Below are 23,911 nucleotides of genomic sequence, written 5' to 3' on the forward strand. Positions count from 1 at the left end.
ATTTTATGACTTTTTTTATAATATCTATTTAATAAGTTTATTACAGTTCTAAATGAATTATATTTGAATGTAATTATATCATCCGATTTAAAATATTTTTCTTGATCTATATATTTTATAATATTAGTTGTTGCATGAACGTAGTCATTTATTAATTTTATATTTATACTATTTGATATAGAACTTTCTCTTTGCCTATAGTTGTATAATATTTGATTTACAAAGGTCACTTTTTCACAATTATATATGTGTTTAAATACTGGATAAAAGTCTTCTATATATCTATCTTTTTCAAATTGTAATGGGTTATATTCTAGATTTTCTCTTTTGATAAGTTTGTCACATACATATCCTCCTATTTTTAAATTTATCATAAGATTTGCAATTTCTTTTCCTTTATATATTTTATCTTTATATTGTTCATATTTTTTCTCTTCATTTAGTTTTGCTGAGTCTTTGTCATATACTTTTTTATGTCCCATTATGACTACGTCTGAATTAGTTTTTATTGCTTGGTTGTAAAGTATTTCTGTGCAATTTTTTTCTATGTAATCATCACTATCTAAAAACATTATATATTGTCCTTTAGCTTTTTTTATTCCTATGTTTCTTGAGGCTGATAAACCTTGGTTTTCTTGATTTATATATACTATATTTTTATATTTATTCTTATATTCATTTATTATATTTTCTGAATTATCACTAGATCCATCATTTATTATTATTGCTTCTATGTTTTTATGTGTTTGATTAAATACACTGTCTAGACATTGATTTATGTAGTTTTCCATATTATACACAGGTATTATTATACTTATATCTATATTCATGACTACCCCCAATCTTAATATGTTTTATTTATATTAATATTTTAAGTGCCTCTATGTAATTTATAATTACTCTTTCTTCATTTGGATTTAATTTTAAATTTATTGCATATTCATATATAATTTCATATAAGTATATGATTAGCATATCTTTTCTTATGTTTTTATCAATTTTATTTCTTATTTCAAATTCATCTATATAGTTATTATTTATAAGTACATTTTTTAGTAACCTTTCTTTATTTTTTCTTTTGTTTATTAAATTTTCATTTAATATATAATGAAATAAATCATGATAAATTGGATACTGCTTTGAGCTTTCAAAGTCATAAATAAATAGTGTATCTTTATGATTTTTTATATTTGGATCATAAAAATCTCCATGGGCATAGCTATATTGAATTGTTTTTAGGTTTATTACTTTTAATAATTGTTTTGCTAGCGATATTATTTCTTCATTATTGATTTTTTCCTCTATGTTAACTATGTGCTCATAAATTTCACTTTCTTCTAGATTATGGCTTTTATTAGTTTTTTTATATAATTCACTTAAAAACTCAATATGCTTCATACTTATATTACCATTGTCCTCTTTCAAGTCTTTTTCAGTGCTTTGTATAAACATTTTATTATTTTCATCAAATAAGATTAACTTAGGTATTTTTGCAGACTCTAACTGCAAGCTATTTAAATAGTTTAAGTTGTCAACTTCTTTACATATTTGCTTAGCGTATATATTTGACTTCGCAACTTTTGCATAGCCAATGGTGTTGCCAACTTTATCAAATAGCTGTAGTGTAAATCTTTTACTTATATTTTCCATTCCAATATAAATACTACTATAAGCATAATTCTCTAGCTTCTTTAACTGATTCAATATTTTTTTATCTAAAGTTACTTTTATAATTTCTTTGTAAAAAATTTTAGTGTTGATAGATTTTACTAAAGTAATTACCATCTTTTTATATAAATTCATCATTAAGTTTTTATCATTATCTAGATATAGTGAATTACATATTATATTTTTATTTATTAATGGTATGTAAGTGTTTCTAAATCTAGCATAAGTTATTTTATCTATACCATCTTTATCAAAAATATTTATATTTTCCATAAGCATTCCTCCTTAAAACTAAGTCAAACATAGAATAGAGCTTAAATATAAGTTTGCACTCTATCCTACATTTTACTTTTTTATTTAAATTATATTCGCGAAACTTCTCCATATACTGTCACTACAGAATATCCATCCTACAGGTTTGTTTGAGCCTAGATTATCACTTAAGCATATTTCTCCGATCATTACGTTATTTTTTATGGTTGGTCTAACTTTACTTGCATGGCTATTACAGCTGTATATAGGTCTTACGTATCCTAAATTTAGGTATGGTTTTCTTATTTTTATTGATCCATTTTGATTTAATATTATTGAATATTTTATTGATTTTATATAGCTTGGTACTTTAAAGACTATATGATTACTAATCCATTGATTATTCACTAAAGGTGTTATATATGTTGAGTATATATATTCCTTACTTCCATCTGATTTATATCCTGATATGTCTAATACTACATCGTTTCCTTTTAAAGTATCTTTGTTGTCTGTCATTATATCTATGCCACATTGCATAAATTCACTAGTTCCTGGGTTTATAATTTTTTGGCTTAACGTTGACCATACTTCTGTTGTTAGGTTTGCTTGATTGATTGACATATTTATTATATTCTCGCTTACATTTTCAACATTCCACATCCAAGTTTTAGCTACATCCCAAAATCCAGTTCCAAATCTAAAGTTTGAGTTTCTAATTAAATTTTCACAAGATGTACTTATGTCTATTGTGTTTGATAAATCATTCCCTGCTATTGTGTAGGCACCCTTTTTTATAAGTTCTATACCATCTGTCATATGAACTGATTTTGTAGTTATTGGGTATGTTGTTTCACTATATATGCCACATTTGAAGTTTCTTATAGCTGCCTTATAGTATGAAATATCTATATTAGATAAACTTACGGAAGCTTCTCCTCCTATATAAATATTGCATGATTGTTCTGTGACAAAATTTCCACCTTGTGCAATTGTTATGTTATCTATATTAACTTGTGATGCCCATTTATTATTTACTATTTTTATTTCTGTAGGTGTTTGCCATGTTAATGTATCTTTTGTATCAAGGTAGTTATTTTCAAAATAACAATCTCTTATCGATGTATTTCCCATGTGCTCTATAATTATTGCTGTTTTTTTTGTGTTTTCAAATGTTGATTTTGATATATATAGTCCTCTTCCAATTACTCCATCTGCTGAGTGGGCATATATTGCAGTATTACCTCCATCTTGTTGTATATTTGTAAGAGGTAGTGCATTTACTTGTTCACTCATTGATTTTTGATATATTTCTATTCCATATTCTTTTACATTCATTATTGATATGTCTTTTATTTGTGCATACCATGAATTGGTCATGTATATTCCTTTGTTTACATCTGCAATTCTTACATTTTCTACTGTACATAAATAATGATAGTTTTCTAAATATATTGCTGTTTGATTTATACTTGGATTACTAAAATCTCCTAGTATTTGTAAGTTTTTTATACTAATACCTTTAGTTACATCGCTATTTAGCTGACATTTTATACCCACATCTACACTATTTTTTAATTTTATTATACTTAAAAAAGGTCCATCTCCTATTATTTGGGTTTTATCTTTTAATGTTAGTGTTTTGGAAATTATATATATTCCACTTGGTATATATATTGGCTTTTTATCTGTGGATTCTTTATTTATTGCATTTTGTATTGCTGCATAGTCATCTGTAACTCCATCACCTTTTGCACCAAAATCTTTTACATTTATATATATCATTTTATGTCGGCTCCTTTTGATATCTATTTTTGACTGCTATATTTATCTTGCACCATGAATATATAGTAAATATTTATTGCTCACTTCTAAGGAATTTACTATATACTGTTTTTCTTAATTTATTAGGTATAATCCTTACGCCTATTCTTAAAAATAGATTGGTTATAAATTCATATAAGTTGATATATTTTAATTTTAAAAATCTATTTTGAAGGCTATATTCTGATTTTATATATTTAAATCCTCCTCTTCTTTGGTATGTGTTGTCGTCACATCTTACTTTTACAAGTACTTCTGGTATGTTGATTGCTTTATATCCTTTTATGAACATTCTCACCCACAAGTCGTAGTCTTCTGTGTATAGTGAATGTTGGTAGTTTCCAGCTTCTAATACTGCTTGTTTTTTATACATTATGCTTACATGATTTAATGGGTTTCTTCGTTTTGAGTATTTTCTTATTTCACTATATTCTGTAGGAGCTTTTCTTATCTTTTCTATTTGGTCTAATGATGCTGAGAATTCACCTATATATGAACCTACAATATCTATATTTTTATTCTTTTTTAATACTTTTAATTGTTTTTCAAATCTTTGTGGTGTTGAAATATCATCTGAATCCATTCTTGCTACTATATTATATTTGCAGTTTTTTATACCTATGTTTAGAGCTTTACCTAGGCCTACATTTTCATCAAGTTGTATTATGTTAAATAAATCTTTATTATTTGTATTGTGTTTTTCTATAATATCATCTAGTTCTTTAGTTAATGGTCCATCTTTTACTAGCACTACTTCTGATGGTTTATTTGTTTGATTTAATATACTATTTAATGCTTCATCTAAAAATGCTGGTGTTTCATTTTTGTATATAGATATTAGTACTGAAAATTTCATTAACTCTCACAACCTTCTTTTAATAGTTGATATTGTGATGAATAGTTTTTTGCCATGGTTTTTGCATCTAGTTTTTTATCTATCGTTAATATGGATTCTTGTCTTAACTCTTTATAGTCTTGTTTTGTTGTATATTCAATTATATTTAGTAGATCTTTTTTATCATTTGGATTAAATATTTGATTTGTATTGTTTAAAATTTCTTCATGAGGTGGTATTTTAGATAATATACAAGGTATGCCTGTTGCTAAGGCCTCAAGTACTGAGTTTGGTAAGCCTTCTGCTAATGATGCTGAAATGTAGTAATCACTACATGTTAGATAATCTTCTACATTTTTAACTCTACCTTTAAATATTATATTTAGATTTTCTTTTGCTATTGATTTTGATGTTTCTAAAAGTTTTCCATCTCCTAGAAATAATAATATCTCATTATTATTTTTTCTAAGATTAAAGGATTCAATTATTATAGAGGTATTTTTTCTAAAATTAAATTCTCCTGTTACTATAAATATGATTTTATCCTTTGGGAGGTTTAACTTTTCTCTTATTTTATTTTTTTCATTTTCATTAGTAGGTTTAAATATTTCATCGTCTACTCCGTTTTGTATATAATCAATATCTATTCTTTTATATTGGTATAGCATATCTTTTATGCATTTTGAACATCCACATACAATATCTATCTTTTTTAATACGTTTAAATGTATTTTAGTTATTACTAATCCTATTTGATTTCCATATGCCATGGTGTAATCATAATATGGATAATTATGAAGTGTTGATATAGTCTTATATTTTTTAAATTTACTGTTTATTATATCTGCTCTAAATCCATGTGAATGTATTATTTCTATATTGTTTTCTTTTATTATTTTTAGTATATATTTCTTGGCTAATATTGTTTTCACTCTATTTAATTGTAGGTTATATATTTTACAATTTAATGCTTCAAACTCTTTTATCCTAGTATTTTCTACTTCAGGTGATAAAGATACTATATATATTTTGTATTTCTCTTTATCTATATATTTTATTAAGTTATACAATATATTAATTGGACCACATCTTTTTAAATTCGATACAATATAAAGTATTCTTATTTTATTCATTGTTTTTGTCTCCATTCTAATAAAGTATGCCATATTGCGATAAGCTTTGTATAAAAAATATGTTATATGTGATTAAAAACCAGCAGGTTAAGGTGTGAAATGTTAAATTAAGATATTTATTTTTTGTTATATTTTTGAAGTAAGATATTGTAATTATTAAGGACGTTATATATAGTTCTGATAATCTTATTGATATGACTTCACTTCTATTGAATATACAGGCTACAAATATTCCAAATACAAAAATATACAAATTTAATTCATATCTTTCAGATTTTATACTTTCAAAATCTTTTATATATACACTTATAAGTGCTATCATTAGATATAATAAAAATTTTGCATCTATACCTCTTGCCCCATAGTAAGTTGTATATATAGTAAAGCTTCTCATATATTTATTACTATAAAAATTACTTATTAAACTTAAAAATGGTTCCATCCAGTTAATAGTTGTCATTAATAATGAAATAAATAGGATTATATATAAATATTTTCTTTTTAATTTTAACTTAGATAGTGGATATATAAATATTACAACTATTGAGCTAAAGTGTATGGTTGTTGCTATAATTGAGAAAAGCATAAATTTCATAATTTTCTTTTCTACTATATAAATAGTAGAATATATGACTATTGCATAGGCCATGGCTGCTCTCATTTGACTCAAATCTCGTATATAATAAAATATACATATATATGCTAATATTGCTATAAATTCATTTTCTGTGTAGTAGGTTATATATTTATAAAAAAAATACATTGTAAGTAATGACATTATTAAAAATAAGTATATAGGATTGTTAGTAAATGCGTGTATTATTAAGTTTAATGTCCTATATCCTAATTCAAAATCTTTATTGTTATTATAATAAGAACTATTGTAAAATTTTATATATTCATTGGTATCATTACCATAAAATGAATCTATTGATGTATTTCTAAATGTCGAAAATATTACTAAGCCTATTAGTACTATTGATAATATTAATTTTCTTACTTGCCTGTTTTGTATATAATCACAAAATGAGATGATTACTACTACTATTGGTAATATGTAAAATATCAATTTATTTTCCTCGAACTTTTTACTTTATTAAATATTATTCCTATGATATTTTTTTCTTGTATATTTAGTTTATTTTTTATTTTTAATAGTTGTGATATTTTCACTTTTTTGTCTGTACATATAACTATTACGCTGTCTATATATGAGGATATTATAGCAGCATCTTCATATTCATCTATAGCAGGACTATCTATTAATATATAATCATAGCTCTCTTTTAATTGATTGATTATGGTTTTTATTGCACATGAATTTAATATTTCTGAGGTTTTAGATGAAGTATCTCCTGCTAATAATACATCCATATTGTCTATATATGTTTTAACTATGCACTTTTCTATTGGTTCATGGTTTACTAAACAGTTTAATAGATTTTTGATATTTTCTATATTTAGTTGTTTATCTATATTAGGATTAATTAAATTTAAATCTATTAATAATATTTTTTTATTAAGTTTGGATAATGATATGGCTAGATTTGATACTATTAAGGTTTTTCCTTCTTTTTTGTTAAAACTTGTTAGTAATATGGTTTTTATTTTTTTATCTATATTTGAAAATTCTATATTTTTTATTATTTCTTTATATATTTCTTCAAAATTAGAGTTTATATTTGAGTTACTTGGATTGATTTTTTCTTTAGATTGGTTTTTATATTTTATCTTTGTAATTTTTCCTATTATATCTATTCCTTCTATTGATCTTATATCATTTTTGTATCTTATTTTTTTATCTAGGTATTCATAATAAAATATTGAAGTTAAACCTATAAATCCACCCATTACACAACTTACAAAAATTATAAGAGCCTTGTTTGGTGAAATAGGCTTTTTAGCTATATCTGGATTTTCAATTATTGATATACTTTGTATACTAAATATTTCATCTATTTCTTTATTAAGTGCTTTTGGTATTTCATTAGCTATTTTGTGAACTGTATTTGCTTCTTTTCCTTTTACTGATATTTTTATTATTCCTGTTTGATTAATATTTTCTATTTGAATATTATTATATAAATCATTATATGAAATATTTAATTTTAATTCTTTTATTATATTTTCTAATACATTTTTAGATTTCACTATTTCACTATAGGTTTCTCCTAGTTTACTGTTGAGTTCTATATCTGATATACTTATTAGTCTATCTTGTTGTTGTTTGTTACTATATACTATTAGTTTTACATCACTTTTATAGGTTGGAGGTATTATAAATGTAGATATTGTAACTCCTAATATGAAAAATAGCATAATACTGATTAATAATACCCATACTCTTTTTTTCAATAGGATTAAAATTTGTTTAAATTCTAAATCCATTATTAAAATTCTCCCCTCTATCCATTTGACATTTATTTTTATCTCCTTCCATAGTTTTGACTTTCGTTTATTTTTTAATAATTGCATATTAATTTAGCTATATCTAAGATATATTAAATATTATGGGTAGTTTATTCCTTTTATTTTACTTTTTTGAAGCACATATACGAAAATTATATTTATTGACAGTTTTAAAATGAATATAATTTCCTATGTACTATAAAAAAAGGCCCTTCGAAATCTAGATTTTTCAAAGTGACCCAGCGAAGAGATAAAATATAAGAATCATATTTTATCTTAATCTGTAGATCACTAAAAAATCTATCTCGAAAAAGCCTCTATTTTATAAAAAACATTATTGCATAATATACAAACGGTGCTACTAATATAACACTGTCAAATCTATCTAATATACCACCATGTCCTGGTATTAATTTTCCATAGTCTTTTATTCCAACATATCTTTTTATTGATGATGCAAATAGATCTCCAAATTGGGCTACTATACTTCCTAAACTACCTATAACTACTAGTGGTAACATTTGTAGTTTAAATATGTATGCAAATAGTATACAAGAAATTGTACTTCCTAATATACCTCCAATGCTTCCTTCTATTGTTTTTTTAGGACTTATTTTTGGGATTAGCTTATGCTTACCAAATAAATATCCACTAAAATATGCAAATGTATCTGTAGCAAAAGATATTACAAATATAAGCCATACATATGTACTTCCATAATTGAAATTATTTAATGTTAGTATTATATGGTCTAATAACGTTGCTACATAAAATATACCAAAAAAAGTTACAGCTATATCTATTATATCATTGCTAGATTTTAATAAGTATATTATTGATATTACAAATAATATAAATATTACTGCACAGGTATATCCTATATCTAGTCCATAAATATTTTTTATTAGTAAATAGCCTGTAAATATATATCCTATATTAAATATTGGACTTATACCTTTTACTTTAAACGCTTTATAAAATTCATATAAGGCAATCAAAACTACTACTGTTTGCGCTATGTATAATGGCAGTCCGCCTATTGCTATGACTATAAATAGCGGTACTAATGCTAAACCTGCAATACTTCTTGTAAGCATAAATTATTCTCCTTACTTAACTCCGCCAAACCGTCTATCTCTAGTTTGATATACATATATAGCCTTTTGAAGCTCAGCTTCATTAAAGTCTGGCCAATGTATATCTGTGAAGTAAAATTCAGAGTATGCCGCTTCCCATAGTAGGAAGTTACTTAATCTTTGTTCTCCACTTGTTCTTATTATTAAATCTGGGTCTGGAACGGACTTTGTGCTTAAATAGTTTTTTATAGTATCTTCGTTTATATGTTCTATATCTAGTTTACCACATTTTGTATCTTTTACTATATCTATTACAGCATTTTTTATATCATATCTTCCACCGTAGTTTAGTGCTAGGTTTAAATTAACACCACTATTGAATTTAGTAAGCTCATATGCTCTTTTTAATTCTTCTACACAAGCCTTTGGAAGTTTTTCGGTATCACCTATTGTTGTTATCTTTACGTTATTTTTGTGAAGTTCTCTTATTTCATTTTTAAGATATGTAGCTAATAAGTTCATTAGTGTGTCTACTTCAAGTTTAGGTCTTTTCCAGTTTTCTGTTGAAAATGCATATAAAGTTAATGTTCCTACACCTAATCTTTGACACTCTTTTAGAACTCTTCTTATATTTTCAGCTCCTGCTTTATGCCCTGCTGTTCTTGGTAGGAATTTAGATTTTGCCCATCTACCATTTCCATCCATTATTACGGCTATATGAGTAGGTACTTTATTTAAATCTATGTCATATGTATTGGTATTATTCATGCATACCCTCCAAAAACTACTCTGACCCCTATTTTAAGGAGTCAGAAAAGTATGTTATTAATAAATTTACACTATCTTCTATTTGTGATATTTTTATGACTTTAGGAACTGTTAGTTTTTCTTGGTCTTTTCTACCCTTTATAGGTGTTATAGTGTAATTTATATTTTCTTTTTTAAAAAAACTTTCTACATCATCTAAATGAAGGCCCAAAAGGTTATAATATTTTTCCAATATTATACCTCCATTATATCCTTTTCTTTAGCGATTGCTGCTGCATCTACATCTTTGATGAATTTATCAGTTATCTTTTGAACTTCGTCTTGAGCTTTCTTTAATTCATCTGCACTTATTTCGCCGTCTTTTTCCATTTTCTTTAATGCGTCGTTAGCGTCTCTTCTTTCATTTCTTAATCTTACTTTATATTCTTCAGCTACTTTATGAGCTTTTTTACCTAATTCTTTTCTTCTTTCTTCTGTTAAAGCTGGAACTGATAATCTTATAACATTTCCATCGTTAGTTGGGTTAAGTCCTAAGTCAGAGTTTCTTATAGCTTTTTCTATTTCACTCATAGCAGTTTTATCCCAAGGACTTATCATTATTGTTCTTGGTTCTGGAACTGATATTGCTCCTACTTGGCTTATTGGAGTTGGACTTCCATAGTAGTCTACTCTTATTTTGTCTAGCATTTGAGCATTTGCTCTACCAGCTCTTATAGTAGTGTATTCGTGCTTAAGTGCATCCATAGTTTTGTTCATTTTAACTTCTAATTGCTTGTGTATTTCTAATTTCATGATTTTATCCTCCTATGTTTTGTATCTTAAATTTTTAATTTTTTTGTATACTATCTAACTGTCGTTCCTATGTTTTCACCCATTACTGCTTTTATTATATTCTCTGTAGAAAGTTCAAATACCTTTATTGGGATTTGATTATCCATACATAAAGATGTAGCAGTTGAGTCCATTACTTTTAGCTCTTTTTGAAGAACTTCTATATATGTTAATTCATCAAATTTAACTGCATCTGCATGCACTTTTGGATCTTTGTCATATACTGCATCAACATTTTTAGCAAGTAATATAACTTCAGCTTCCATTTCAGCAGCACGTAGAGCTGCAGCTGTATCTGTTGAGAAGTATGGATTTCCTGTTCCTGCACCAAATATAACTACTCGTTCTTTTTCTAAATGTCTTACTGCTTTTCTTCTTATATATGGTTCTGCTATTTGTCTCATTTCTATAGCTGTTTGAACTCTAGTTTGTACATCTATGTTTTCTAGCGCATCTTGTAGAGCCAAAGAGTTCATTACTGTTGCAAGCATTCCTATGTAATCTGCTGTAGTTCTGTCCATTCCTTCTGATGTTCTTCCTCTCCAGAAGTTACCACCACCTACAACTACAGATACTTCAACGCCTACTGCTTGTATTTTTTGTATAGCTATAGCGATTTCGTTAACAACATCGTTATTTATACCGAAACCTTTATCACCAGATAATGCTTCACCACTAATTTTTAGCAGTACTCTTTTGTACATTGGGTTACTCATATTGGAAAATCCTCCTCTTTTTGAACTAAAATTTATTTGCATATATCTATATCTTTAACAATCTTTATAGATTTTAGCCTATATAGTTGTTATCTATTGTAATTAACATGCAAATTTGCATACTTTCTTCTTCGATTTAAGCTTTTTTTATAATAAAATATGGTTTTCTTAAAAAAAGAGAACACTTAAGTGTTCTCTTTTAATAATTACTTAAGTTGCTTAGCAACTTCTTCTGCAAAGTTTTCTTCTTTCTTTTCTATACCTTCTCCAACTTCGAATCTTACGACTCTAACAACTTCGATTTCTGCTCCTACTTTTTTAGCAGTTTCAGCAACTAATTGCTTTATAGTTAAATCTGGGTTCTTAACGAAAGGTTGTTCTAATAAACAAACTTCTTTTAATTGTTTTTCTAATCTTCCTTTGATCATCTTCTCAACTATGTTAGCAGGCTTTCCTTCGTTTAACGCTTGTTGAGTTAATATATCAGTTTCATGAGCTATGTAATCTTGGTCTACATCATTTCTTGAAACGTACTTAGGGTTCATAGCTGCAACTTGCATTGCTATATCTTTACCCATAGTTACAACTTGTGCATCTCTTGCAGTTGTTACCATTTCAACTAGTACACCTATTTTTCCGCCACCATGTATGTATCCAGCAACTTGTCCTTCAGTGCTTACTTTAACGAATCTTCTAACATCTAACTTTTCCCCGATTGTTGCTATTCTGTTGTTTAATACTTCAGATAAAGCTATTCCTTCAGAGTGAGTTTCTGCTAATAAGTCAGCTAAGTTTTCTTTATCAGTAGCTAAAGCCATCTTTGCAGCGTCTTTAACGAAAGTTTTGAAGTCTTCGTTTTTAGCAACGAAATCTGTTTCTGAGTTTACTTCTACTATAGAAGCAACCGTATTATCTTCATTAACTTCTATAGATACTAATCCTTCTGCAGCTATTCTGTCAGCTTTCTTAGCAGCTTTAGATAATCCCTTTTCTCTTAATACATCTATAGCTCTTTCCATGTTTCCTTCTGCTTCTACTAAAGCATTTTTACAGTCCATCATTCCAGCGCCAGTACTTTCTCTTAAATCCTTAACCATTTGTGCAGTTATAGCCATTTTGGTTACCTCCTACATATTATTAATGGTAAGGGCTTAGACCCTTACCATTCAGTTGTTATTTTTAGATTATGCTTGGTCTTCAGTTGCTTCTTCTTCATTCTTTTGTCTAGCTTCTATTACAGCAGTTGCCATAGCAGCAGTTATTAACTTAACAGCTCTTATAGCATCATCGTTACCAGGTATAGCATAGTCTAATTCTTCTGGATCACAGTTAGTATCTACTATTCCGAATACAGGGATTCCTAATCTGTGAGCTTCTTGTATAGCTATGTTTTCTTTTCTTGGGTCAACTACGAACATTGCTCCTGGTAATTCAGGCATATCTTTCATACCGTTTAAGTATTTTTCTAATTTTTCTTTTTCAGCTGTTAACTTTATAACTTCTTTTTTAGGAAGAACGTTGAATACACCTTCAGCTTCCATTTTTTCTAATTTTCTTAATTTATTTATTCTTGTTTGTATAGTTTTGTGGTTTGTTAACATTCCACCTAACCATCTTTCATTTACGTAGAACATTCCACATCTTTCAGCTTCTTCTTTTATAGCTTCTTGAGCTTGTTTCTTAGTTCCTACGAATAAAACTGGCTTTCCAGTTTCTGCTACTTCTTTCATAGCTCTGTAAGCTTCTTCAGCTTTCTTTACAGTCTTTTGTAAGTCTATTATATATATTCCGTTTCTTTCTGTGAATATATACTTAGCCATCTTAGGGTTCCATCTTCTTGTTTGGTGTCCGAAATGAACTCCAGCTTCTAATAATTGTTTCATTGATATTACTGCCATTGTATTTCCTCCTTGGTTTTATACCTCCGACATGATCATCTCCCAGAAAAACCTCCAGGGCACCTTCCTAGGATCCCAGTGTCGTGTGTGATTTATATTTTATTTTTTCACCTCTAGTAGTATATCATATTGATTTTAAAATTACAATATTTTTTATATGTTTTAGTTTTATGCTCTTTTATCTAATTTATATACAATATTCTATCTATCTAATCAGTGAATATCATTTTTATTTTTGTTTTAAAAGATGCACTATCTACATCATTAGCACTAACTATGTTTACTATTCCTAATATTTCTCCATTATTTGTGTAGTATTTTATTGCTCCAACTATATCACCTTTTTTAATTGGATAGCTTATTTCTCTAAAGGTAATTTGTGAATTTAAGTTTTCTTCTTTTCCAAGTATTGTGTAAAGTTCTTTATCTGCTATAAGCTTAACTTCTAATTCTTCTATACCTTTTATATACTTCTTACCTATTAATCTATCTTTGTCCATTACTTTACTTGTAGAGAAATTTTCTTTTCCATATCTAAGCATACCTAAAGCTGCTGATAATCTTTTTTCTTTGTGATTAGCACCTAGTGTTACTCCTATGAGTCTATGTTGCTTTTCATTTTTTTCATCTTTTTCAACTATCATAGAAAAAGATAAACAGTATCCAGCATTTCCTGTGTACCCTGTTTTTATACCATCTACATTAGGCAACATACTAAGTAGTCTAGCATTTGTGTTGTTTTTTTGAAAGTTTCTAGCAGGATTACAGTATATTTCCATATTAGTTATGCTTACTACTTCCTTTTCATAATTGTCAAACATATACTTTCCTAACTTTGCTATATCTCTTGCTGTTGATATATTTTCCTTTGGCGGTTTAGAAGGATTAGCTAAATCATATATAGGAAGTCCGTTTGGATTTACAAAATGAGTGTTTACCATTCCTATTTCTTGACATCTTTTATTCATTGCCTTCACAAATTTTTCTTCATCTCCACCTATATGTTTTGCTATTGCTAGGGCAGCATCATTTCCTGATACTATCATAAGTCCTTTCATAAGCTCTATTAATGGTACTTTTTCGCCTTCCTTTAAATGATAGCTTGATCCTCTTACCTTTGCGCTAGATTTGTCTATAGTTATTATATCGTCTTTTTTAACAACTCCACTTTCTATAGCTTCTATTGCAAGTAAAAAGGTCATCATTTTACTTAAGCTTGCTAATGGTCTTTTGGCATCTGGGTCTTTTTCATATAATACTCTGCCTGTGTCTTGATCTATAAGTATTGATGATTTTGAAAATTTATCTACATTCTTATTGTCCTTAGCATACGTAAGGTTTGGAGTTAAAAATGCAAGGATGATACTTAATATTATTAGTCTTTTTACTCCATTTCTCATTTGCTTCACCTTCCTAGATTAGTAAGTTAGTTTAAATTTTGGATTAATAAGTCTATATTAGTTTTTTCCCTTTTGACTTTATAATATATGTGTAATTATTTACTAACTAATATTGGTCGTTTTATTTTAAATTTAGATTTGATTTAAATTAAATCTAAAATAATTTAATTTAATAATGATAGCTAATTGGTTTGATGTTATATTATCTAATATTTTACCAATAATATTATTAAGTCTTATAATTTTAATAGAATGTATATAATGTAGGAAAAATTTAATTTAGCAAATTATTAGTATTAATTTTCCCACTATGATATTATATATAAAGTAAAAAAGTCTTTAATTGAAGTTTTATCAAGGAAGACTTTTATGAAGCACATTTTACATAGTTTTAATTAAATTTAGATTTGAAATGAAAGGTAAAATATTATGAATTTTAAAGATTTAGGAATTAATGCAGATATTATAAATGTTTTAAATAAAAATGGTATAAGTAATCCTACTCCTGTCCAAGTTGAAAGTATTCCTCTTGTAAAAAGCGGTAATGATGTTATAGCACAAGCTCAAACTGGTACTGGTAAGACTTTAGCTTTCTTACTTCCTATATTTGAAAATATAGATCCATCTAAGGATTGTGTACAAGCTTTAATAGTATCTCCTACTAGAGAGTTAGCTATCCAAATTACAGAGGAAGCTAATAAGCTTAAAGAAGGTAAAAATATTGGAGTACTTGCAGCTTATGGTGGTAAGGATATTGGCTCTCAACTTAAGAAGCTTAAAAAAGATATCCATTTAATAATAGCTACTCCTGGTAGACTTATAGACCATCTTATGAGAAAGACAATAGATCTTAGTAAATTAAGTACAATAGTTTTAGATGAAGCTGATGAGATGCTTTTTATGGGATTCAAAAATGATATAGAATCTATCATGACTTTTATGCCAAAGAAACGTCAAATGTTATGTTTCTCTGCTACTATGGATTCTGCTGTAAAAAAATTAGCTTATAGATATATGAATGATCCTTCTATTGTTAGTATACAAAAGAAAGAAATCACTTTAGAAAATATAGTTCAAGAGGTTGTTGAAACTACAGATAGAAATAAGCAAGACTCTTTATGTTCTATTTTAAATGAAGATAATCCATTTATGTCAATAATCTTCTGTAGAACTAAGGTAAGAGCTGATAAGCTTGAAGAGGACCTTTATAAGAGAGGATTTAACTGTGCAAAGCTTCATAGTGATATAACTCAGTCTAAGCGTGAGAGAATAATGAAGTCATTTAGAAATGCTGAGATTCAATATTTAATTGCTACTGATGTTGCTGCTCGTGGTTTAGATGTTAGTGGAGTTAGCCATATATATAACTATGATATACCTGAAAGCGTGGAGTCTTATGTTCATCGTATAGGTAGATGTGGTAGAGCTGGAGAAAAGGGTTATACTTGTTTATTTATAGATCCTAAGAATGAAAAAATGTTAGAAGAAATAGAAAAAACTATAAAGTTAAAGATAAAAAGAAGAAATTTAGATATATAATTTAAATATATCTTGATACACAAAAGGAGGGTATATACCCTCCTTATCATTTATCAAATTATTTACCAAGGATTTGAATTTCTATAGTTCTTCTTCCCCAGTTAGAACACTCTTTGTTTGTGTTCATAAATATATCTATTTTATTACCCTTTATAGCTCCACCACAGTTATTAGCTATAAATACTTTATTAAATTGTGGTATATATACCTTTGTTCCATATGGTATTACCCTAGGATCAACTGCTATGGTTCCCCATACTGGTTTTTGTCCTGTTGATGTTGTGCTGTATCCGGTATATGCAGTGGCTACTGCATTTATAGTTTTTTTGCCTTGACTTGAAGAGTTATTATTACTACTATTATTATTATCTGAGTTGTAATTTGAATTTTGACCTAATCTTATGTATTTACTACTTGCCCAACCTTCTTTATTATTAGATAACCTTACTTTGCTCCATCCTTGGCTACTACTTAATATTGTTACTGATTTATTTTTACTTAAAGACCCTACAACACTATATTTAGTTGATGGTCCGCTTCTCACGTTTAAATTAGTTGTTGGTACTCCTGTGTTATCGGCAAATGTTTCAGTAGCTCCTAGTGTAAATATAACTGCGCTAAGTAATATACCTAGAATTGTAGTTTTCTTTATCATAAAAGCATCCCCCCATTTTCTTATTTTTCATTATTTGTTACTTGTTTGTAACTTTCTATAGTTATATAGTATCAATTTGTTTCCAGTTTGTAAACATTTTTTTGTAATTTTATTACAAAAAAGTAACATTTTAAGAAAATTGATTGAAAAAATAGCATTTTATATTTTAGTTCAATCCTAGTCATAAGCAGGGGTTAAAGGGGATAATCTATTATTTTTAAGACATCCCCTTTATTTTTAATATTTTTTATTATAATTTTATATATTGTGCTGATATGTATCCATATCCTGTTTTATATTTTATTTTATACCATCCATTTTTACTTTCAACGACCTCTACTTTAGCTCCTTTTGTTAACATTCCTATCTTTGAATAAGATGTTGCATATCCACTTCTTATATTTAAGCTTGATACATTTACTACTCCTGTTTTTATAACACTAACTATTGGTGGTTTTGCTTGTGTATTATTTATAGTTATATAACTTGCTGATATGTATCCATATCCTGTTTTATATTTTATTTTATACCATCCATTTTTACTTTCAACTACCTCTACTTTAGTTCCTTTTGTTAACGTTCCTATCTTTGAATAAGATGTTGCATTTCCACTTCTTATATTTAAGCTTGTTGCATTTACTATACCTGTTTTTATTGTTTCGCTCACTGGTGGTTTTGATTCTGGTGTTGTTGGTGGCTTTGATTCTGTACTATCTAAATTTACATAACCTGCTGATATATATCCATATCCACTATTATATTTTATCTTATGCCATCCCTCTTTACTTTCTACTATTTCTACCTTCGTTCCTTTTGATACTGATCCTATAACTGAATTAGATGTTCCATATCCACTTCTTACATTTAAACTTAAAGATGTAACTACACCTGTGTTTATTACTTTATCTATTGGTGGTTTTTCTTGTGGATCAGTTGGCTTCCCACTTAATTCAATATTCTCTTTTAAATATGTTTCTACTCCATTTGCTATAGCAGATGCTAGTTTGTCTTGGTATACTGGATCTGCTAATTTTTTACTTTCTTCTTGATTAGTTATGAATCCACTTTCAAATAATGAAGAGGGCATATTAGTCTCCCTTATAACTGCAAAGTTAGCTGATCTTACATATCTGTCTTTTGCGCCGGTTTCTTGTATTGCATTAGTGTGTATTTCATTACTATATGGCTTATACCCTATTTTATCAGTATGATAATATGTTTCTATTCCACTTGCAGATTGGTTATCTGAAGAATTTTGATGTATAGATATAAATGCATCTGCTCCATATGAATTTGCCATTTGTGCTCTTTCTGCTAAAGATATGTATACATCAGATGTCCTACTCATCTTTACTTCTATTCCTTTTTGTTTTAACTTGCTTTCAACGATCTTAGCTACTTGTAAGTTCAATTCCTCTTCTAAATGTCCATACCCACTTGCTCCATTATCAATTCCTCCATGACCTGGATCCACAAATACTTTGTAGTAGTCTCTATCTGCTGCTGTTGCTGCCATCCTAGTACTAGCAATAAGTTTAGTTTCACTACTTGATACATGAACTTCTATTATATGTACTTTTTCATTTATTTCTTTACTTAAAAATACAGTTCCTTCATTTATTGGGTGCACTACTCCATTTTCATCGATCTTAACAGTGTTATAATTTGACATTTCCCACCCTGAATCTTTTGACAAATCTAGCGTTTCACCTTTTTTTATAGATATTCCATTTTCAACTACTATATTTTCTGAATCATATTGATTAGCTATAGATAAAAATTCCGATTCTAAGTTACCTTGTGCATTGGCTATACTTACATTTGATAGTATCGGTAATGTAGATAATATACTACCTACTACTATATTTTTCACAGCTTTATTAATTTTCATTTTCAATACTTTTCCCTTCCCTATTTTTAATAAATATACAAAATACTACTTTGTATGTATATATTATACATAATTGTAGTTGATTTTCAATTTCACTACTATATTATATCGTATTATATTGTTTTAAGTCAACTAAGGTAAGTTAATGTATTTTCCTAATTTATATATAAGCTTCCTGTATATTTTAAAATTTATTTTTAGTTACATGTTCAAATTAAAAATAGCATCACCTTAATTTGGCGATGCTATCTTTTTCTATGTTATATTTTAGAAATTATTTATTTTGTTATTAATTGTAATTCTACTGGTATAAACTTTTCAACTTTTTCTTTATTTATTACTTTTATAGCAGTTTCTATTCCTAAAGATCCTATTAAGTCTGGTTGTTGAGCTACAGTTGCAGCCATTTTTCCTTCTTTAACAGCTTTTACAGCGTCATCAGTAGCGTCAAACCCTACTATTAATACATCAGTCATTCCTGCATCTGCTAAAGCTTTTTGAGCTCCTAAAGCCATTTCATCATTTTGTGCAAATACAGCTTTTATATCTTTATTACCTTGTAATATATTTTCCATTACAGATAATCCTTTTGTTCTATCAAAATCAGCAGCTTGTTTAGATACTACTTTTAATCCACTTCCCTTTATACCTTCTTCAAATCCTTGCCCTCTATCTCTAGCTGCAGAAGATCCTGCTATTCCTTCAAGTTCTACTATATTACCTTTTCCACCTAATTGCTCAACTAAATATTGTCCTGCCATTTTTCCACCAGCTATGTTGTCTGATGCTATGTGTGTTTCAACTTTACCACCATTAGCAGCTCTATCTAAAGTAACTACAGGTATAGATGCACCATTTGCTATTTGAACTGATGCAGCTGCTGCATCTGAATCAACTGGGTTTAGTAATATTAAAGAAACACCTTTAGTAGTTATATCTTCCATATTAGATACTTCTTTTGCTGGGTCATTTTGAGAATCTAATACTATTAATTCATATCCTAATTCTTTTGCTTTTTTCTCTGCACCGTCTTTTAATGTAACAAAGAATGGATTGTTTAAAGTCGATACTATTAATCCAATTTTTTTACTTCCAGCACTATCTTTTCCTGCACCATCTTTTGATGCACATCCTGTCAGTATTCCTAATGATAAAGTTAATGCCATTAACATTGAAATTATTTTTTTCATTTTTTAATTTCTCCTTTTGATATTATAATTTTAATTAATCATTTTTTCTATCTAATAGTACAGCTATTAATATAACTACACCCTTAGCTATCATTTGGAAATAAGATGACACATTCAATAAGTTAAGAGCATTACTTAATATACCTATTATAAGTGCACCTATTATTGTACCGCTTATCTTACCTTTACCACCTGCAAGTCTAGTTCCTCCAAGAACAACTGCTGCTATAGCATCTAATTCATATCCACTACCTGCATTTGGTTGTGCCGAAAATAATCTCGCTGTTATTATAATTCCTGCTATTGCTGATAATATACCACTTATTGTGTATACAAATATTTTTATTTTATCAGTATTAAGTCCTGATAACTTAGTTGCTTCTTCATTTCCACCAAGAGCATAAGTATGTCTACCTATTTTAGTTTGATGTAATATATAGTAACATATTAAAAATACTACTATCATTATTATAACTGGAGTAGGTATACCAAGCATTGTTCCTCCACCTATCTTACCAAAAGCCATTGCTCCTTCACTAACCCCTACAGATATTGGCTTACCATCAGTAAATACTAATGTAGCACCTCTAAGGACTGTCATTGTTGCTAGTGTAGCTATGAATGGTTGTAACTTTCCTTTACTTATTATAATACCGTTTAATAAACCTACACCTGCACCAATTGTTAAAGTTAAAATTACCGTAACTATCATACTTTGACCAGATGCTAAACAACTTGCTGCTACAGCTCCACTAAATGCAAGTATTGATCCAACAGATAAATCTATTCCTCCAGTTAATATAACAAATGTCATACCTGCTGCTATAACTGCATTTATAGAAGTTTGTCTAAATACATTTAAAAGGTTTGTTACTGTGAAAAATGAAGGGCTAAGTATTGCTACTACAATTACTAATCCTAAAAGTCCTACAAGTGATTTATATTCTATAAGTAAATCCTTGATATTTATATTTTTATTTCCAGCTGATACCTTACTCATTTTATACCTCCTCAGTGTTAACTGCGCTTTTTAATATTTTTTCTTGGCTTGCTTCTTCTCTATCAAATTCTCCTGTTAATTTACCTTCACTAAGTACTAATATTCTATCACTCATACCTAGTATCTCAGGCATTTCAGAAGATATCATAATTATTGCTTTACCTTCTTTTTTCAATTCATTTATAAGGTCATATATTTCCTTTTTAGCACCTACATCTACTCCTCTAGTAGGTTCATCAAGTATTAACACATCAGGGTTTGTCATAAGCGCTTTTGCTATAGCAACTTTTTGCTGATTACCACCACTTAAATTCTTTATTATTTGATTCTCACTAGGAGTTTTTATATTCATCTTTTTTATATAATTTTTAACTTGATCTAATTCTTTTTGCTTATTAACTTTAAATGTAGATGAAACTTTATCAAGAGAAGATATACTCATATTTTCCTTTACAGATAAACCAAGTATTAACCCATCTCCTTTTCTATCTTCAGATACATATGCAATACCATTTTTAAGTCCATCTTTAGCAGATTTATTTTCAACTTTCTTTCCTTTTACATAAATCTCTCCACTTTGCTTCTTTAAGTATCCATATATAGTTTTACCAAGTTCTGTTCTACCCGCACCCATAAGTCCTGCTATACCTACTATTTCTCCACCAGCTACATTAAAAGATATATCATTTACATATTGATTTTTTAGGTTTTTAACTTCTAGAGCTATATCTTTTTTATTTGCTTCTATTTTTGGAAATTGATCAGTTAACTTTCTTCCAACCATCATTTCTATCATTTTATCTTCATTTATGTTTTCTATTTTTTCATAGCCAACATATTTACCATCTCTTATTACTGTTATAGCCTCACATATTTCAAATATTTCTTTTAATCTATGTGATATATAAACTATAGACTTTCCTTCATTTTTAAGTTCATTTATAACCTTAAATAAACTTTTAGTTTCTTTGTCTGTTAAAGCATCCGTCGGTTCATCCATTATTATTATTTGAGCATTTAAAGACAATGCTTTAGCTATTTCAACCATCTGTTGTTGGCCTATACTTAAACTTCCTAATAATTCTTTTGAACTACTTTTTACGTTTAATTTTTTTAAAAGCTTGTCTGAATCTTCATGTAATTTAGTCCAATTTATTTTACCAAAAGATCCTTTTGGTTCTCTTCCTAAGAATATATTTTCACCTATAGTAAGATCATGTATTAAGTTTAACTCTTGATGTATTATAGCTATTCCTTTTTCTTGAGCATCTTTTGGACCTTTTATATCTTCTAATTTACCTTTATAATAAATTTCTCCACCATCTTTTTTATAAACTCCACTTAGTACTTTCATAAGTGTAGATTTTCCAGCTCCATTTTCCCCCATTATAGCCATTACTGACCCTTCATATAAATCTAAATTTACTCCATCTAAAGCTTTAACCCCTGGAAATTCTTTTACTATATTTGTCATTTTTAGAATAGGTTTGTTCATCTAAAATACCACTCCTGACTTTAGGATTATATTTGCGTATGGGCTACATTCGCCACTTCTTACCACTGCTTTGCTCTCTTTTGTTAAGTTTTTAAATTCTTCGTGAGATACTTCGCTTATTTTTATGTTTTCAAATCTTTTTAATATTTCTTTATACATGATTTTGTTTTTTTCTTTTATTTCACTTGCTATTATGATTTCTTCTACACATAGTTCTTCTAGTATTGTGTCTAGTGTTTCTAAAAATGTTGGTACTCCATATTTTAATGCTAAATCTATTCTAGATACATTTTCTGGTATAGGTAGTCCGCAGTCTCCTATTGTTAAGCTATCTGTATGTCCCATTTTTGATATTGTATATGATATTTCACTATTTATTAATTTTGTCTTTTTCATGTATTTACCCCCTGAAGTTTTCTACATCTTTTAATGTTGGTAGCGAACTTTGTGCTCCTTCTTTCATAACAGAAAGTGCTCCTACTTTTGATGCAAAGTCCATTGCGAATTCTACATCTTTATCCTGTGCAAATGCTACGGCTAATGCTCCTGTGTAGCTATCTCCTGCTGCTGTTGTATCTACTGCTTGTACTTTGTATACACTTTGGAATATACTTTTTTCTTTATTTATATATAAGCTTCCTTTTGAACCTAATGTTACTATAAGTTCTTTTACACCTTTTTCTATCATCTTTTGTGCTGCTTTTTGTATATCTTCTTCACACTTTATTTCTACACCACTTATTATTTCAAGTTCTGTTTCATTTGGTGTTAATAAATCAACATTTTCTATTAACTCATCTTGTAGTGCTACTGCCGGTGCTGGGTTTAATATTGTGTATTTTCCTAATTCTTTTGCTTTTTTTAGTGCATACTTTATAGTATCAATTGGTGTTTCAAGTTGTACTACTACTATGTCACTATTTATTATTGCTTCTATATTATTATCTATATCATCAGATGTTAATTTGAAGTTCGCTCCCGGTGCTACCACTATACAGTTTTCCGCATTTTTATCTACTGTTATAAGTGCTACTCCACTTGGTCCTTCTTCTACTTTTATATAATCTGTATTTACATTGTCATTTTTAAGTGCATTTATTAAAGTTTGTCCAAATCCATCATTTCCAACTTTACCTATCATAGATACATTTCCATTTAGTCTTGCCATTGCAACTGCTTGATTAGCACCTTTTCCGCCTGGTACTTCTTTGAAGTTTTCTCCTATTAAAGTTTGTCCACCTTTAGGCATTGTGTGTACTTTTACTACTAAATCCATATTTAAACTACCTATAACACATATATTTTTCAAAGTAATACCTCCTATATAAGTA

General features: G+C 28.1%; 23 protein-coding genes. 1 reads left to right on the forward strand and 22 read right to left on the reverse strand.

Going from position 1 to position 23,911, the window contains the following annotated elements:
* From AC11VW_RS05480 to AC11VW_RS05550, 15 genes are all read right to left on the reverse strand, one after another.
* Positions 1–830: glycosyltransferase family 2 protein (locus tag AC11VW_RS05480; protein WP_484300388.1), on the reverse strand; the 830-nt coding region annotated here is incomplete at its 3' end.
* Positions 831–858: 28 nt separating this feature from the next.
* Complete coding sequence (locus AC11VW_RS05485; protein WP_484300389.1) at positions 859–1,941, reverse strand: hypothetical protein; 1,083 nt, start codon at positions 1,939–1,941, stop codon at positions 859–861.
* 84 nt (positions 1,942–2,025) lie between these two features.
* Positions 2,026–3,705: a glycoside hydrolase family 55 protein gene (locus AC11VW_RS05490; RefSeq protein ID WP_484300390.1), complete on the reverse strand. Its 1,680-nt coding sequence runs from the start codon at positions 3,703–3,705 to the stop codon at positions 2,026–2,028.
* Positions 3,706–3,778: 73 nt separating this feature from the next.
* Positions 3,779–4,600: a glycosyltransferase gene (locus tag AC11VW_RS05495; RefSeq protein WP_484300391.1), complete on the reverse strand. Its 822-nt coding sequence runs from the start codon at positions 4,598–4,600 to the stop codon at positions 3,779–3,781.
* Positions 4,600–5,712 (reverse strand): glycosyltransferase, encoded by a 1,113-nt coding sequence (locus tag AC11VW_RS05500; RefSeq protein ID WP_484300392.1) that lies wholly within the window; start codon positions 5,710–5,712, stop codon positions 4,600–4,602. Before AC11VW_RS05500 ends, AC11VW_RS05495 begins: the two co-directional genes overlap by 1 nt.
* A gap of 16 nt (positions 5,713–5,728) precedes the next feature.
* Positions 5,729–6,781 carry an EpsG family protein gene (locus tag AC11VW_RS05505; protein WP_484300393.1) on the reverse strand — a complete coding sequence of 351 codons (1,053 nt, stop codon included), beginning with the start codon at positions 6,779–6,781 and terminating at the stop codon, positions 5,729–5,731.
* Complete coding sequence (locus AC11VW_RS05510) at positions 6,778–8,100, reverse strand: polysaccharide biosynthesis tyrosine autokinase (RefSeq protein ID WP_484300394.1); 1,323 nt, start codon at positions 8,098–8,100, stop codon at positions 6,778–6,780. Before AC11VW_RS05510 ends, AC11VW_RS05505 begins: the two co-directional genes overlap by 4 nt.
* A gap of 338 nt (positions 8,101–8,438) precedes the next feature.
* Complete coding sequence (locus tag AC11VW_RS05515; RefSeq protein WP_484300395.1) at positions 8,439–9,218, reverse strand: phosphatidate cytidylyltransferase; 780 nt, start codon at positions 9,216–9,218, stop codon at positions 8,439–8,441.
* 12 nt (positions 9,219–9,230) lie between these two features.
* Positions 9,231–9,965 (reverse strand): isoprenyl transferase, encoded by a 735-nt coding sequence (locus tag AC11VW_RS05520; RefSeq protein WP_484300396.1) that lies wholly within the window; start codon positions 9,963–9,965, stop codon positions 9,231–9,233.
* A 28-nt stretch (positions 9,966–9,993) separates the two neighbouring features.
* Entirely contained in the window at positions 9,994–10,197 is a 204-nt protein-coding gene (locus tag AC11VW_RS05525) for a hypothetical protein (protein ID WP_484300397.1), read from the reverse strand.
* Positions 10,198–10,199: 2 nt separating this feature from the next.
* Positions 10,200–10,757: a ribosome recycling factor gene (gene frr, locus AC11VW_RS05530; protein ID WP_484300398.1), complete on the reverse strand. Its 558-nt coding sequence runs from the start codon at positions 10,755–10,757 to the stop codon at positions 10,200–10,202.
* 50 nt (positions 10,758–10,807) lie between these two features.
* Positions 10,808–11,512, reverse strand: coding sequence for a UMP kinase (pyrH, locus tag AC11VW_RS05535; protein WP_484300399.1), 705 nt, complete (start codon positions 11,510–11,512; stop codon positions 10,808–10,810).
* A 206-nt stretch (positions 11,513–11,718) separates the two neighbouring features.
* Positions 11,719–12,627 (reverse strand): translation elongation factor Ts, encoded by a 909-nt coding sequence (gene tsf / locus AC11VW_RS05540; RefSeq protein WP_484300400.1) that lies wholly within the window; start codon positions 12,625–12,627, stop codon positions 11,719–11,721.
* Positions 12,628–12,696: 69 nt separating this feature from the next.
* Positions 12,697–13,410 carry a 30S ribosomal protein S2 gene (gene rpsB, locus AC11VW_RS05545; protein ID WP_484300401.1) on the reverse strand — a complete coding sequence of 238 codons (714 nt, stop codon included), beginning with the start codon at positions 13,408–13,410 and terminating at the stop codon, positions 12,697–12,699.
* A 209-nt stretch (positions 13,411–13,619) separates the two neighbouring features.
* The gene (locus tag AC11VW_RS05550) at positions 13,620–14,810 is read right to left on the reverse strand and encodes a D-alanyl-D-alanine carboxypeptidase family protein (protein WP_484300402.1); all 1,191 of its coding nucleotides are present in this window, start codon (positions 14,808–14,810) and stop codon (positions 13,620–13,622) included.
* Positions 14,811–15,239: 429 nt separating this feature from the next.
* On the opposite strand from AC11VW_RS05550, the gene AC11VW_RS05555 reads away from it, so the two are divergent.
* Positions 15,240–16,349 (forward strand): DEAD/DEAH box helicase, encoded by a 1,110-nt coding sequence (locus AC11VW_RS05555; protein ID WP_484300403.1) that lies wholly within the window; start codon positions 15,240–15,242, stop codon positions 16,347–16,349.
* A 58-nt stretch (positions 16,350–16,407) separates the two neighbouring features.
* On the opposite strand, the gene AC11VW_RS05560 is transcribed toward AC11VW_RS05555, so the two are convergent.
* The 7 genes from AC11VW_RS05560 to rbsK all read right to left on the reverse strand — a co-directional run bounded on the left by AC11VW_RS05560 (position 16,408) and on the right by rbsK (position 23,889).
* A complete protein-coding gene (locus AC11VW_RS05560) occupies positions 16,408–17,004 on the reverse strand; it encodes a 3D domain-containing protein (RefSeq protein ID WP_484300404.1) in 597 nt (198 codons plus the stop codon).
* 250 nt (positions 17,005–17,254) lie between these two features.
* A complete protein-coding gene (locus AC11VW_RS05565; RefSeq protein ID WP_484300451.1) occupies positions 17,255–18,895 on the reverse strand; it encodes an N-acetylmuramoyl-L-alanine amidase in 1,641 nt (546 codons plus the stop codon).
* 278 nt (positions 18,896–19,173) lie between these two features.
* Positions 19,174–20,085 (reverse strand): ribose ABC transporter substrate-binding protein RbsB, encoded by a 912-nt coding sequence (rbsB, locus tag AC11VW_RS05570; RefSeq protein ID WP_484300405.1) that lies wholly within the window; start codon positions 20,083–20,085, stop codon positions 19,174–19,176.
* 34 nt (positions 20,086–20,119) lie between these two features.
* Positions 20,120–21,085, reverse strand: coding sequence for a ribose ABC transporter permease (rbsC, locus tag AC11VW_RS05575; RefSeq protein ID WP_484300406.1), 966 nt, complete (start codon positions 21,083–21,085; stop codon positions 20,120–20,122).
* Position 21,086: 1 nt separating this feature from the next.
* Positions 21,087–22,580, reverse strand: a complete 1,494-nt coding sequence (rbsA, locus tag AC11VW_RS05580; RefSeq protein WP_484300407.1) for a ribose ABC transporter ATP-binding protein RbsA — start codon at positions 22,578–22,580, stop codon at positions 21,087–21,089.
* Positions 22,581–22,976 (reverse strand): D-ribose pyranase, encoded by a 396-nt coding sequence (gene rbsD, locus AC11VW_RS05585; RefSeq protein ID WP_484300408.1) that lies wholly within the window; start codon positions 22,974–22,976, stop codon positions 22,581–22,583.
* Positions 22,977–22,980: 4 nt separating this feature from the next.
* The gene (gene rbsK / locus AC11VW_RS05590) at positions 22,981–23,889 is read right to left on the reverse strand and encodes a ribokinase (protein ID WP_484300409.1); all 909 of its coding nucleotides are present in this window, start codon (positions 23,887–23,889) and stop codon (positions 22,981–22,983) included.
* Positions 23,890–23,911: the final 22 nt, after the last annotated feature.

The sequence above is a fragment of the Romboutsia sp. genome (assembly GCF_056995035.1).

Coding starts and splice junctions, on each gene's coding strand:
- AC11VW_RS05485 (WP_484300389.1), bottom strand. CDS start 1,941: ATGGAAAATATAAATATTTTTGATAAAGATGGTATAGATAAAATAACT.
- AC11VW_RS05490 (WP_484300390.1), bottom strand. CDS start 3,705: ATGATATATATAAATGTAAAAGATTTTGGTGCAAAAGGTGATGGAGTT.
- AC11VW_RS05495 (WP_484300391.1), bottom strand. CDS start 4,600: ATGAAATTTTCAGTACTAATATCTATATACAAAAATGAAACACCAGCA.
- AC11VW_RS05500 (WP_484300392.1), bottom strand. CDS start 5,712: ATGAATAAAATAAGAATACTTTATATTGTATCGAATTTAAAAAGATGT.
- AC11VW_RS05510 (WP_484300394.1), bottom strand. CDS start 8,100: ATGGATTTAGAATTTAAACAAATTTTAATCCTATTGAAAAAAAGAGTA.
- AC11VW_RS05515 (WP_484300395.1), bottom strand. CDS start 9,218: ATGCTTACAAGAAGTATTGCAGGTTTAGCATTAGTACCGCTATTTATA.
- AC11VW_RS05520 (WP_484300396.1), bottom strand. CDS start 9,965: ATGAATAATACCAATACATATGACATAGATTTAAATAAAGTACCTACT.
- frr (WP_484300398.1), bottom strand. CDS start 10,757: ATGAAATTAGAAATACACAAGCAATTAGAAGTTAAAATGAACAAAACT.
- pyrH (WP_484300399.1), bottom strand. CDS start 11,512: ATGAGTAACCCAATGTACAAAAGAGTACTGCTAAAAATTAGTGGTGAA.
- tsf (WP_484300400.1), bottom strand. CDS start 12,627: ATGGCTATAACTGCACAAATGGTTAAGGATTTAAGAGAAAGTACTGGC.
- rpsB (WP_484300401.1), bottom strand. CDS start 13,410: ATGGCAGTAATATCAATGAAACAATTATTAGAAGCTGGAGTTCATTTC.
- AC11VW_RS05550 (WP_484300402.1), bottom strand. CDS start 14,810: ATGAGAAATGGAGTAAAAAGACTAATAATATTAAGTATCATCCTTGCA.
- AC11VW_RS05555 (WP_484300403.1), top strand. CDS start 15,240: ATGAATTTTAAAGATTTAGGAATTAATGCAGATATTATAAATGTTTTA.
- AC11VW_RS05560 (WP_484300404.1), bottom strand. CDS start 17,004: ATGATAAAGAAAACTACAATTCTAGGTATATTACTTAGCGCAGTTATA.
- AC11VW_RS05565 (WP_484300451.1), bottom strand. CDS start 18,895: ATGAAAATTAATAAAGCTGTGAAAAATATAGTAGTAGGTAGTATATTA.
- rbsB (WP_484300405.1), bottom strand. CDS start 20,085: ATGAAAAAAATAATTTCAATGTTAATGGCATTAACTTTATCATTAGGA.
- rbsC (WP_484300406.1), bottom strand. CDS start 21,085: ATGAGTAAGGTATCAGCTGGAAATAAAAATATAAATATCAAGGATTTA.
- rbsA (WP_484300407.1), bottom strand. CDS start 22,580: ATGAACAAACCTATTCTAAAAATGACAAATATAGTAAAAGAATTTCCA.
- rbsD (WP_484300408.1), bottom strand. CDS start 22,976: ATGAAAAAGACAAAATTAATAAATAGTGAAATATCATATACAATATCA.